The sequence below is a fragment of the Anaerolineae bacterium genome (assembly GCA_014360855.1).
In the GTDB taxonomy this organism is placed as follows: Bacteria; Chloroflexota; Anaerolineae; order JACIWP01; family JACIWP01; genus JACIWP01.
The window spans coordinates 1-12111 of sequence record JACIWP010000073.1; the positions used below are offsets into that span (position 1 = coordinate 1).

Annotated in this window: 13 protein-coding genes; 1 reads left to right on the forward strand and 12 read right to left on the reverse strand. The window is 65.8% G+C overall.

What is annotated here, in order from left to right; translation table 11 throughout:
• The 6 genes from H5T60_05640 to H5T60_05665 all read right to left on the reverse strand — a co-directional run.
• A partial coding sequence (locus H5T60_05640) for a 4'-phosphopantetheinyl transferase superfamily protein (protein MBC7241911.1) occupies window positions 1–120 on the reverse strand: 120 nt, incomplete at its 3' end.
• A 9-nt stretch (window positions 121–129) separates the two neighbouring features.
• Window positions 130–1467, reverse strand: a complete 1338-nt coding sequence (locus tag H5T60_05645) for a UDP-glucose/GDP-mannose dehydrogenase family protein (GenBank protein ID MBC7241912.1) — start codon at window positions 1465–1467, stop codon at window positions 130–132.
• 18 nt (window positions 1468–1485) lie between these two features.
• Complete coding sequence (locus H5T60_05650; protein ID MBC7241913.1) at window positions 1486–2511, reverse strand: flippase-like domain-containing protein; 1026 nt, start codon at window positions 2509–2511, stop codon at window positions 1486–1488.
• Between the two features lie 12 nt (window positions 2512–2523).
• The gene (locus H5T60_05655) at window positions 2524–2763 is read right to left on the reverse strand and encodes a hypothetical protein (protein MBC7241914.1); all 240 of its coding nucleotides are present in this window, start codon (window positions 2761–2763) and stop codon (window positions 2524–2526) included.
• 244 nt (window positions 2764–3007) lie between these two features.
• Entirely contained in the window at window positions 3008–3568 is a 561-nt protein-coding gene (locus H5T60_05660; protein MBC7241915.1) for a nitroreductase family protein, read from the reverse strand.
• Complete coding sequence (locus H5T60_05665; protein MBC7241916.1) at window positions 3565–4137, reverse strand: nitroreductase family protein; 573 nt, start codon at window positions 4135–4137, stop codon at window positions 3565–3567. Before H5T60_05665 ends, H5T60_05660 begins: the two co-directional genes overlap by 4 nt.
• A 185-nt stretch (window positions 4138–4322) precedes the next feature.
• On the opposite strand from H5T60_05665, the gene ade reads away from it, so the two are divergent.
• Window positions 4323–6032 (forward strand): adenine deaminase, encoded by a 1710-nt coding sequence (gene ade / locus H5T60_05670; GenBank protein ID MBC7241917.1) that lies wholly within the window; start codon window positions 4323–4325, stop codon window positions 6030–6032.
• Here the strand turns inward: ade and H5T60_05675 are convergent.
• From H5T60_05675 to H5T60_05700, 6 genes are all read right to left on the reverse strand, one after another.
• Window positions 6029–6832, reverse strand: a complete 804-nt coding sequence (locus H5T60_05675) for a patatin-like phospholipase family protein (protein ID MBC7241918.1) — start codon at window positions 6830–6832, stop codon at window positions 6029–6031. The two genes, ade and H5T60_05675, sit on opposite strands and share 4 nt — an antisense overlap.
• Window positions 6833–6896: 64 nt before the next feature.
• Window positions 6897–8357, reverse strand: coding sequence for a glycosyltransferase family 39 protein (locus H5T60_05680; GenBank protein MBC7241919.1), 1461 nt, complete (start codon window positions 8355–8357; stop codon window positions 6897–6899).
• 4 nt (window positions 8358–8361) lie between these two features.
• On the reverse strand, window positions 8362–8886 hold the full coding sequence (locus H5T60_05685) for a hypothetical protein (GenBank protein ID MBC7241920.1): 525 nt from the start codon (window positions 8884–8886) through the stop codon (window positions 8362–8364).
• 276 nt (window positions 8887–9162) lie between these two features.
• Entirely contained in the window at window positions 9163–10725 is a 1563-nt protein-coding gene (gene murJ / locus H5T60_05690) for a murein biosynthesis integral membrane protein MurJ (GenBank protein ID MBC7241921.1), read from the reverse strand.
• Window positions 10706–11203, reverse strand: coding sequence for a D-glycero-beta-D-manno-heptose 1-phosphate adenylyltransferase (gene rfaE2, locus H5T60_05695; GenBank protein ID MBC7241922.1), 498 nt, complete (start codon window positions 11201–11203; stop codon window positions 10706–10708). Before rfaE2 ends, murJ begins: the two co-directional genes overlap by 20 nt.
• A 106-nt stretch (window positions 11204–11309) precedes the next feature.
• The gene (locus H5T60_05700) at window positions 11310–12092 is read right to left on the reverse strand and encodes a VanW family protein (protein MBC7241923.1); all 783 of its coding nucleotides are present in this window, start codon (window positions 12090–12092) and stop codon (window positions 11310–11312) included.
• Window positions 12093–12111 lie beyond the last annotated feature (19 nt).

The window sequence follows — 12111 nt, forward strand, 5'->3', positions numbered from 1 at the left end:
GGCATAGCGCCGGCGCTCCTCTTCCGTGTACACCCTCTCCAGAAATCGCTCACCGAAGCGCGCCAGAGCGCGCTGGACGCGAGCGATTTCCACGATGTCCACCCCGACGTAGATGGGCATGGGCCGGCCTCATCCGCAGGAACCCGGGTTATTGACGGCGTTAGGGCCGTAGCCCCGCCCGACGCCGCGGTAGATGAAGCCCAGCCTCTGCATCTCCGCCGGCTCGTACATGTTGCGGCCGTCCACGAAGACCGGCCGGCGCATGGAGCGGGCGATGCGCGCCAGGTCCAGATGGCGAAACTCGTTCCATTCGGTGACCAGTACCAGCGCGTCGCATCCCTCTGCCAGCTCGTAAGGGTTTTTGCAGAAGGTCACGCCGTCGCCCAACTCTTTGCGGGCGTTCTCCATGGCCACAGGGTCATAGGCCCGCACGATGGCGCCCTCGCTCTGCATGAGGCGGATGATCTCAATGGCCGGCGCCTCGCGGATATCGTCGGTATTGGGCTTGAAGGAAAGCCCCAGCACGCCGATGACTTTGTCGTGCAGGCCGCCGAGGAGATCGCGCACTTTGCGCACCAACAGCCGGCGCTGATCCTGGTTGATCTCCATCACAGCGCGCAGGAGCTGGGGATGACAGCCGTGGATGGCGGCCATATGGGCCAGCGCCTTGACATCCTTGGGGAAACAGCTTCCGCCGTAGCCGACGCCGGCGTCCAGGAAATCGCGGCCGATGCGCTTGTCATAGCCCATGCCGGCGGCCACCTCTTTCACGTCCGCTCCCAGCGCCTCGCAGATGTTGGCGATCTCGTTGATGAACGAGATGCGGTTGGCAAGGTAAGCGTTGGAGGCGTATTTGATCATCTCGGCGGTGCGCAGGTCGGTGATCATGATGGGCGCGCGCAGGGGCAGGTAGAGCTGGGCCACCTGGTTGGCCGCCTCTGGGTGCAGGGATCCCAGCACCACCCGGTCGGGATGGAGGAAGTCATTGACCGCCGACCCTTCGCGCAGGAACTCCGGGTTGGACACCACCCAGAATTCCACGTCGTTCTTGCGCGCTTTGCGGATAATGTCCGCCACCCAGTCGCCGGTGCCCACCGGCACGGTGGACTTGTTGATGATGATCATCGGGTGGTCCATGACCTCGGCGATGGATTCGGCGGCGGCCCGCACGTACTTCAGGTCGGCCTCTCCGTCCACGCCGGAGGGGGTGCCGACGGCGATGAAGACGAACTCGGCATTTTTGAGGCCCTCGGCGTAGGAGGTGGTGAAGTGCAGGCGGCCGGCCTCGATGTTGCGCCGTACCATCTCCTCCAGCCCTGGCTCATAGATAGGAATCTGGCCGGCCTGCAGTTTGGCGATCTTCTCCTCGTTGATGTCAATACAGGTCACATCGTTGCCCATGTCGGCGAAACAGGTGCCGGTCACCAATCCCACATAGCCCACACCAATGACCGAGATATACCGCATGTCGAACCTCCGTGAATGTTATCCGTGTAGTTTGGTCGGGGCGTCCACCGCCGGCGCCGCCGGCGCGCTCTGCGCCGCCGCGCCGAAATCACGCCAGCTCACCTGCTCGCGCCACATGTAATAGGCGCCCAGCGCCGTGATGGGGAACCACAGCGCGCCGTGCAGAACCAGCGTGTAGGCGGTGGCAATGGGACGCAGGACCCCGTAGGTCACCAAGACCTCGATGCCCGGCAGGTCAAAGGTGCCCACATACCCGGGGGAGGAGGGGATCGTCGTGGCCAGGTTCACCACGCCGTTCATGAGCATCAGCACATAGAACGGCACGGAAAAGTCGAAGGCGTGCATGACAAACCAGTATTTGACGGTCTCTGCCAGCCAGATCACCAGGGAGGTGACGAAGATCATCAGGACGTCGCGCCCACTGCGCAGGGAGGCCAGCCCTTCCATGAAGCGGTCCATGATGCCGCGCAAGGAGGGCCGGAAGCGCGCCGGCACCAACCGGTCAATGACCCAGCCGTACACGCGCTGGGCCAGGTCATGCCGCATGGCGATGATGAAAAAGAAGCCCAGCGCGCCGAAGAAGGCCAGGCTGGCCACGATGACGATGCGCTGGAGCCAAGCTTCCATAGGGGTGAAAGGCAGGGCGAAGAAGACGAAGAGGAGCATGATGACGCCGTCGAAGATGCGCTCCACCAGCACGGTGGCCAGGCTGGCGCTCATGCTGACGGCTTCTTTGCGGCGCAGGACGTAACAGCGGATGACCTCGCCGGCGCGCGCCGGGTAAACGTTATTGCCCATGTAGCCGATGGCGACCACAGGGAACAGGCGCTGGAGGGGGACGCGTTTGATGGGTCTCAGCATGTAGTGCCAGCGCCAGGTGCGCGCCCAAACGGCGAAGAAGTAGACCACCACTCCCGGCAGGATCCACCAGTAGCGAGCCTCCTGGAGCGCCCGCCACAGCTCGGGCAGGTGGAGGCCCCGCAGGGCCAGGTAAAGGAAGAACGCGCTGATGATGAAGCCCAGCCAGACCTGCCAGCGTTTCACGATGCCGCTCCCTTATGCGCCGGCTTCCATCAACCGCTCGCCAAACATGCGCTCCAGCGCCATGGAATGACTGCACACCCCCCGCTGAGAGAAGAAATGACAGGTACAGCTCCATTTGCCCTGGTCAAACGACACCGTATGCACGTCATGATCCCCTTTGAAGCGCACCGTCATCTGCGTGATGGTCACCCGCTCCGGCTCCTCCGCGTAGCGCTTGGCCTTCTCGATCTTGCTCACCATCGCCGAATCCATTTCCGCGCCTCCTATCGTGGCTGAGGAACAAGAAACGACACCAGGGCATACTCGCCCGGGTGTCGACGGCTCTCAGGTATATTGGCATGGGCACGATTGCCCATTCATCCCCCTCCGGCATGGCGTGGTTCCACCACGGAGTATACTGCCTTTAGGAGCGCATGTCAAACCACTATCGCGCCTTGCGCCGGAAGCAGGTGACAGTCACCGATGGGGTGACTGTCACCTGAGGCGTATGGCAATATCAACACGCCGGCGCGCTGCTCGGGACGTGGCGCACCTGCTCCAGGTGCACCCGGCTGGATTCATACACCTCTTCCTCCCGGTGCGCCGGCAGTTCCTCCGCCGGCAACCCCACGGCCAGGATCATGGCCAAATGGATGTTCGCCGGCAGGCCCAGCAGTTGCTCCACTCTCTCTAACGCATCCGGATTGCCGAGCCACGGCATCAACCAGGCCGAGCCAAGGCCCAGGGCGGTGGCCACAATCAGCATGGACTGGGCGGCGGCCGCGGCATCCAGGTCCCAGGCCGCCGGCCCATCCTCTTCCGCCACCACCGCGATCCAGACCGGCGCGCCGGCCAGCGAGGGCTTCAGCCGCAGGGCGCTGGCAATCTCTTGTTTGACCTCCGCATCCCGCAGGATGATGAAGTGCCAGGGCCGTTGATGAAACCGCGTGGGCGCCAGCATGCCGGCGGTCAGGATATGATTCAGCGCGCTCTCCGGGACAGGTGTGTCCTGGAATGCCGTATGGGTGCGGCGGGCCAATATGGTGCGCAACATTTGCGTGCCCTTTCGCGTTCTCATTGCTTGCCTCCTTCAGAGCGGTACTGCGGGAAGGGAACCTGCCGGCGGTTGCCCCATTTCCCCTCATGCACACGGGTGGAAAAAACGTACGGGTCCAGCACGTGGGGCGGTCGCTGTTCGGCCGGCTTGCCCACCGCCACAAAGGCGAACAGCTCCCATCCCTCCGGGATGTAGAGCGTCCGGCAGGCTTCCACCTGTCCCGGTGTCCATTTCGAATCCACCGTGCCGATCCAGGTGGCGCCCAGGCCCATGGCCGTGGCCTGCAGAAGGGTGTTCATCACCGCGGCGCTGAGGTCCATGCGCCAGGCCGGCGATGCACCCACATCGGCCAGGAAGGCGATCCAGGCCGGCGCTTCGGCCAACTGCGGATGGACGCGGAATGCCTCGGCGATCCTCCTTTTAACCTCCGCGTCTCGGATGACCACAAAGTGCCAGGGTTTGCGTCCCATCAGGGAAGGGGCGGCCATCGCCGCAGTCAGCAGTCGCTGGATGGCGTCATCGGATATGTCTGTGGTTGTGAATCGGCGCAGGGTGCGCCGCTGTTGAATGACCTCGATTGCGCTGTACATGGTACGGCTCTCCTCTTTTTGCGGAGACATGTGGGCCGGCGGCACGCCGCCGGCATACAGCCCTCTATACTCGCTAATAGTATAGCACTTTTCTAAAGAATTGTCAATAGTTGCATCGGTTGACCGACAGCAAGTTTCATGCTACTTTTGATGCGTCCGAACACATCAGTCCAGTGGAGGATGCCATGAAGCGCGAGGAGTACATTGCGGTTGCCAGGGGGGAGCGGCCGGCCGACCTGCTCCTGCGCAATACCCAGCTGGTCAACGTGCTCACCGGGGAAGTTCATCCCGCCGATATCGCCATCGCCGGCGGTTATGTCATCGGTTGGGGGGACTACCAGGCGCGGGAAGTGATAGACCTGGCCGGCGCGTTCGTCTGCCCGGGATTTATTGACGCCCATGTGCATCTGGAAAGCTCCATGGTGACGCCGGCACAGTTCGCCCGCGCCGTCGTGCCTCGCGGCACCACGACGGTCATCGCTGATCCCCATGAGATCGCCAATGTGCTGGGGGTGGAGGGCATCCGCTACATCCTGCGCGCCAGCGAAGGCATTCCCCTGCGGGTCTTTGTGATGGTCTCCTCCTGTGTGCCGGCCACGCATATGGAAACCGCCGGCGCCAGTGTTACGCCGGCGGATGTTCGCGCCCTGCTCGGGGAGCGGCGCGTGTTGGGCCTGGCGGAAATGATGAATTATCCCGGTGTGCTGTTCCGCCTGCCGGCGGTGCTGGAGATGCTGGAGGCCGCCGGCGATCTGCCCATTGACGGGCACGCCCCCGGCCTCAGCGGGAAGGACCTGCATGCCTATATCGGCGCCGGCATCCGCTCGGACCACGAATGCACCACGACGCAGGAGGCGCTGGAAAAGGCGCGCGCCGGCATGCACGTCCATATCCGCGAGGGCACCGCCGCCCGCAACCTGTTGGACCTATTGCCGGCGGTGACGCCGCAGCACGCCGGCATGTTCTCGTTCTGCACCGATGACCGCCACCCGGCGGAATTACTGCGCGAGGGCCATCTGGACGATATCGTGCGCAAGGCCATCGCCGCCGGCCTGCCCCCCATTGCCGCCATACAGATGGCGACCATCCATACGGCGCGCCATTACCGGCTGTGGGAGCTGGGCGCGGTGGCACCGGGGTATCGCGCGGACCTGGTGGTGCTGGAGGACCTGGAAAAGGTACAGCCGGCGATGGTGTTCCAGGACGGCCGGTTAGTGGCGCGAGACGGCAAATTGGTGGAGGAGCTGGCCCTGCCGCCGGCCCCATCCCTCCCGCCTACCATGCGCATCGCCTGGGAGAGGGTCTCATTTGCCCTGCCAGCGCCGCCGGCGGGAACGGCCGTGCGCGTCATCGGCGTCATCCCGGACCAGATCATCACCCATTCCCTGCGCATGGAGCCAAAGGTCGAGGCCGGCCAGATTGTGGCCGACGTCTCCCGCGATCTGCTGAAGATCGCGGTGGTGGAGCGCCACCACGCCTCGGGCAACGTCGGTGTGGGGCTGGTACAGGGCATGGGGCTCCAGCGCGGCGCCATTGCATCGTCGGTGGCCCATGACAGTCACAATATCGTGGTGGTGGGTGTTGATGACCGATCCATGCACCGGGCGGTCCGCGCTGTCGCTGAGATGGGTGGGGGCCAGGCCGTGGCGGATGGGGGGGAGATCTTGGCGCGGCTCCCTCTGCCCATCGCCGGCCTCATCTCGGACCAGCCGCTGGAAAGGGTGCAGGAGGCCGGCGAGGCGGTTCGTCGGGCCGCCCAGGCGTTGGGATGCACCCTGTCGGACCCGGCCATGACTCTCTCTTTCCTGGCCCTGCCGGTCATTCCCTCGCTGAAAATCACGGATATGGGATTGGTGGATGTGGAGCGCTTCGCTCTCGTGCCGCTGTGGGATTAGCGCCGGCGCATGCCGCCCAGCTTGCGGCGAAGCTCGTCCAGTGGGGAGGTCTGCAGGCCGGCGCGCAACTGCTCCAGCTTGGCCTCCGCGGCGCGCCGGCCGCGCTCCATCATCTCCTCCGCATGTTCCAGGTCCGCCAGGCTGAACTCGATGACGTCGGGGTATATGGTGCAGTCCGCCTGTTGGGCCTCCGCATGGGCGCTCCGCTCCAGGGTATAGAGCGTCAGCATCCACAGCTCCCAGAGATTGCGCGGCCGGGCGTTGCGGGCGTACGGAGGGAGCAGGTTGACGGCGATGACGTAGTCGGCTCCCCAATCGCGCAGGACCTGCACCGGCACGTTGTTCAGCAGTCCGCCGTCCACCAGCAGATGATCGTTCCACTCGACCGGCGTGAAAAGGCCCGGCACCGCACAGCTCGCCCGTACGGCACGCGCCACGCGCCCCTCTTTCAGCACTACTTCCTGAGCGGTCAGCAGGTCCACCGCCACCGTCAGGAAGGGGATGGAGAGCTGATCAAAGGTGCGGCCGGCCAACAGCTCCTCCAGGTAGGCCTCCATGCGGGAGGTGTCGAACAGGCCCAGATGAGGGCGCCCCAGACGCACCAGCTTGGACCAGGAGAGATCCCGCGCCAGGGCTTTGAGCTGTTCGACACTGTAGCCGGCGCAGTACAGGGCGCCCACGACCGAGCCGGCGCTGACGCCGGCGACCACATCCGGGCGAATGCCCTCGCGCTCCAGCACTTCCAGCACTCCGATATGTGCCGTGCCGCGCGCCGCGCCGCCGCTAAGGGCTAACCCCACCTTCTTCCGGCCCCAGGGCCATTTCCCCCGTGACTGCGGCATCCTTTGCCTCCTCTCTCAAGTCTCAAGGGGAACTCTGCACACCGGTATATTCTATCAGCGTGACGAGGTGAAAGGCAATTTCGCGGGAGCTCTCTGCATGAGCGGACAGCCAATCCCGCACAGCGCCGGCGCGGTCCCACCAGGCCGGCTCCGATTCCACCAGCCAGACGCGGCGGCGTCCCCCGACCAGCCGGCGCATGGCGGCATCCAGTTCCGCCGGCGGCAGGCCGTTGGCGAAGGGCGCCGGCGCATAGATGGCCTCCTCCGCCGGCGCGTAATAGGTGAAGGTTCCCTGCGCCTGCGGGATGAGGAACAGTACCAGATCGCCGGCCTGACGATGCGCCGTGAAATACCGCGCCGCGCTGCGAAAATCGGGTTTAATGGTCTGTGTGCCCTGGACGGCGATACCCAACAGGCTCGCCGCCAGCACGGCCGCCACAGCCCCCAGTGCCAGCGGGCGCCATACTCGCCACAGCCAGGCTGTGCCCAGCGCCATCAGGAGCAGGAGCGCCGGCAGGGTGAAGATCAGATAGCGCTCGGCGAAGAGCGGCTTCACCGTGGAAAGGACCATCAGCCCGACGGCCGGCACACCCAGCCATGCGAGCAGGGCCAGCGGGACGCGCCGCCATGTCCATCGCGGGGCCAGCCAGATGCCGGCGGTGCCCAGTAGTGCCAGGAAGAGCGCCGGCGTAGCGAGCCAAGCCGGCAGGCGGCCGGAGGGCCCCAGGGTGAAACCCAGCGCCAGGCCTGCGGTCATATCGCCCCAGGATGCCGGCGCGTGTCCCGTCTGAAAGGATGAGAGCAAGAGCGGTATGCCCCAGCCGGCCAAGGGCACGGCCGGCAGACAGAGCGCCGCCATGGCCACAGCCCAGGCCGGCCAGCCGCCGCGCCCCTTGGGCCGCAGGAGAATGCCCATGAGGAGATGGGCCGGCACCAGCCAGAGCGCCATAAAGTGGAGATAGACCAGTACTGCCATGCCGAAGACGTAGCCGGCCCAGCGCCATACCCCGCCGCGCTCCAGCGCGTCCAGGTAGAGCCAGGAGACCAGCAGGGCGAGGGCCAATAGCGGCGCGTAGACGCGCGCTTCCTGCGAATACCATACCCAGAAGGACGAGCAGGCGGCGAACAGCAGTGCCCATACGGCGGCCGCCGGGTGGACGAAGCGCCGGCAGAGGGCCCACAGCAGGGCCAGCCCGCATGTCCCCCACAGGGCGGAGAAGAAGCGTCCGGAGACAAGGCCGCCGCCGGCGATCGCCTGCCAGCCGGCCAGCATGGTGTAATAGAGCGGGGCGTTGTGGCCTGGCTGGGTAAAGAGCATCCGCAAAGATGCCAGGGACGAGGCAAACTCCAGGGAGTCGGCCTCGTCCCGCCAGATGCTTTGAAAATCCAGGTGCCACAGCCGCAGGGCGAATCCCAGTGCAATCAGCAACAGCGCCAGCGCATACGAGGGGAATCTACCACCCGGCCGGCGTTCTGCTGTCACATCCTCATTCCTCTTGCGCTGGCTCTTCCGGCGCCGGCGGCTCCGATGGGGATGCGGCGCGCCGGCGGCTCCGGATGGTCAGCACGATCACCGCGGCGATAATGGCCAGCACCACCAGGATGCCGCAGATCAGCCAGAGGTACGAGAAGATGAGGATGAGGATGTCCATGAAGCGCGCCCAGTCGAACCCGCCGGCCGGCTCGGCGCTCTGGGGCACTTCGCCGGATGGGACAGGGGCCGGCGTCTCCGCCGACGGCAGGGCGGGCGCAGTGGTCGGCGCGGCTTCCGGCTGAGCCGGCGTCGGCTGGGGAGGGGTGGGTGGGACAGGGGTGGGTTGCGCCGGCGGCGCCGGTGTGAGGGTCGCGGCCGGCGTCGGCGTCTGCACCGGCGACTGGAGCAGTCGCCGCGCCAGCGCCGGCGAACTGCCGGCCAGCAGAGCGGTCAGCAGGGCGCTCAACAGCAGGATCACGATAACCGCACTGCGCTCAGGTGATGATCGGAACCCCGAGGACGGTTGATGATGTCTCACTGCAGTTCCCTTCCCTTGCGAATCAGATGCGCGCCGGCAGTGTGGGCGCCGGCGGTAGTGGTCGGTGCGGTCCGTTACAGGACGATCTTGCCCTCAATGAGCAGGATGAGACAGCCGAAAATCAGCACATTGAGGAAAATCAGGATGGCGATAATAGGCCAATAACGCCGTTCCAGCAGTTCGGACATGGCATTTCCTCCTGTGCAGGGACCGGGCCGGCGGCGTCCCAGCCGTTCCGCCATAGCATACTGACATTGCGGACAAAAGTCAAATGGATTACCTGGCCTCCCCGCGGGCGGCCAGCCGCCGGCGCACCGCCTGCCAGAGCGCGGCCAGGTCCTGCATGCCCAGCAGAAGCGCCGCGGCGAGGTAAACGCCGGCGCCCAGCGCCGCCGGCACGGCAACGTGCAGTACCCGGCCGGCCAGTGCGCCGGCCGGCAGTATCCCCGCCAGCCAGCGCCAGGAGAACCAGACCGCGGCGCCCATGATAAGGGAGGCGCCGGCCGCCCGGGCAAGCGCGCTGGCAACGTGCTCCTCCAGGCCGCCGACGCGCCGGCGCAGTAACAGCCACATGATGACGGCGTGGCTGGCATGCTTGGCGGAATCGGCCAGCACCAGCCCCAGCATGCCCATGCGCCCGACCAGCCCCAGCGCCACCGCCAGGTAAACGAACACGCTCCACAGCCCCACCACCGCCGGCGTCAGGGTGTCCTGCTGGGCATAGAAGGCATAGTTGAGCGGCCAGTCTATGGAGGCGAAGAACAGCCCGATGAGATAGCCGAACAGCGCTACCGTGACCCAGTGGGTGTCGTAGGCGGTGAAGCGGCCGTGCTCGAAGATTAACCGCACCAGCGGCTTGCCCAGGATGTACAGTCCGACGATGGCCGGCACGATAAGGGTGATCACCATGCGCAGGCCGGCGCTCAGGGTGCGCCGATAGGCGGCCCAATCCTGCGCCGCGCTGAAGCGCGACAGCGAGGGGAGCACCGCCAGGGAGATGGCCACGGAAATCAAGCCGTGCGGGAACTGGATGAGCTGGGTGGCGTTGGCCATCCAGGCGATGCTCTGCTCCCCGGTGCCGGAGGCCAGCCGGCGGTCAATGATGATCTGCGCTTGGCTGATGAGCAGGCCGGCGGCGATGGGCAGGTACAGCTTGACGATGCGGCGGAGCCCTGGGTGGCGGAGATCGAGCAGGGGACGCAGGGCCTTCAGCTCCAGGTCGGGGAGCTGGATGAGCAGTTGAAAGAGGGAGCCGGCCAGGACGCCGACGCCCAGGCTGTAGATGTCCCATCGGCCGGCCAGCAGCGGGGCTGCCATGATAATGCCCAGGTTATATACCGCCGCTCCAAAGGCCGGATAGGTGAAGCGCTTGAGGCTGTACAGCACGCCGGTGGCGACGCCCGAGAGGCCGAAGAGGAGGGTGGCCGGCAGGATAATGCGGATGAGGCGCACCGTGACCGCCAGCAGGGCCGGGCTGAAGCCGCCGACCATGACCCAGGCCACGGCCGGCGCCAGCGCCTCCAACATCATGACCAGCACGCCCATCAGGAGGGCGATCAGGGTGAACATGATGCTGGCCAGCCGCCATAACTCATCGCGGCGGTCCGCATAGGTGCTGAGCACCGGCACCAGGGCGGCGCTGAGCATGCCGCTCACCAGCAGGTCGTAAATCATCATCGGCACGCGGGCGGCGGCTTCGAAGGCGCTCACCAGCCCGGACGCGCCGAAATAGTGGGCGATGATGGTGACCCGCACTACTCCCAGCAAGCGGCTGGCGACGTTGCCCAGGGCGATGATGCCGGCGGAGCGGGCGATGCCGCTACTCTGTTCCTCTGCCATAGCGCTCCAGGATCGTCTGAATGAGCCGGGATGTGGAATGGTCGGGGAGATAGGGCAGGAACTGCACCTGGCCGCCGTATTCCAGGACAACGCGGGCCTCCGGCGGCCAGCGCCCCTGGTCAGGGGACCAATCGCCGCCCTTGACGTAGATGTCCGGACGGAGCCGGCGCACGATCTCCTCCGCCGTCGGCGCATCGAAGATGACCACGCCGTCCACACACGCCAGCGCGGCCAGGACGGCGGCGCGCTCCTGTTCCGGCACGATGGGGCGCGCCGGCCCCTTCAGCAAGCGGGTGGAAGCGTCGCTGTTCAACCCTACGACCAGGGTATCGCCCAGCGCCCGGGCCCTTTGCAGGTAATCCACATGGCCCAGGTGGAGGAGGTCAAAGTGGCCGTTGGTGAAGACGATGCGCTTGCCGGCGGCGCGCCAGGCCGCGCACCGCTGTTCTGCCTCTTCCAGGCTCCATACTGACCCCATTCCAGCTCCCTTTTGCTACAGTGTTGAGTGCGCTTCGCTCTATTTGCCGGGCAGGTGGCTGACACCACATCCCCCGCTCCCCGTGCTCAGGAAAGAGGCCTGGGGATCACTGGCTTGGGGCAGGGCCGGTGCCCACCAGGAACACGGCCCTCCATGGACGGTAGCGGCTGAAGAAGACGTCCTGGTGGATGATGGTGTCGCCCTGGCGGACGATGCGCTTGACCGTGACATCCACCCCATCGCGCTCCCATTCCACCTGTTTGACGGTGCCGGCCGGCAACGAGGGGTCCTCGCGGTACTCCGGCGGTGCGGGGTGGATGACATTCTCGGTGATGGGGCCTTCCATTTCCACGGTCCTGCCGGTGTCGGTGCCGATGAAATAGAAGGTGATGGTGCCGTTGGTCAGGTCGGTCTTGGTCTTGATGAGCAGATAGGCCGGCGTGTCATTGCGGAACTTGAAGTCCACCATCGGGCTGTAGACGGTGGCATCCATGCCCACCGGCGGCTCGTACCAGCTCACGCGGTAGCCGTGCGCCCAGCGCTCCAGGATCTCCAGGCCGGCCCAGAAGGCGGCACGGAAGGCCGTGGTGGAAACCTGGCATATCCCGCCGCCGATGCCCACCGCCGTCTGGTCCCCCCAGATGATGAGCGATTCGGCAAAGCCCTGTTCCGCCGTCACTTCACCCAGGTATTTGTTGAACGAGAAGATTTCCCCCGGTGCCAGGAGGATGCCGTCGAAGCGCTCGGCGGCCAGCGCGATGTTGGTCATGCGCTCCTTGCTGGACCCCTTGAAGCTGGTCGTCGCCTCGACCAGGATGTCGTTCAGGCCCAGCGCCGCAAGGTTATTGGTGTCAATGGTGGGGGTGATGACCTCCACCGGCAGGGGCACCGTCTGATAGGCCTGGCGC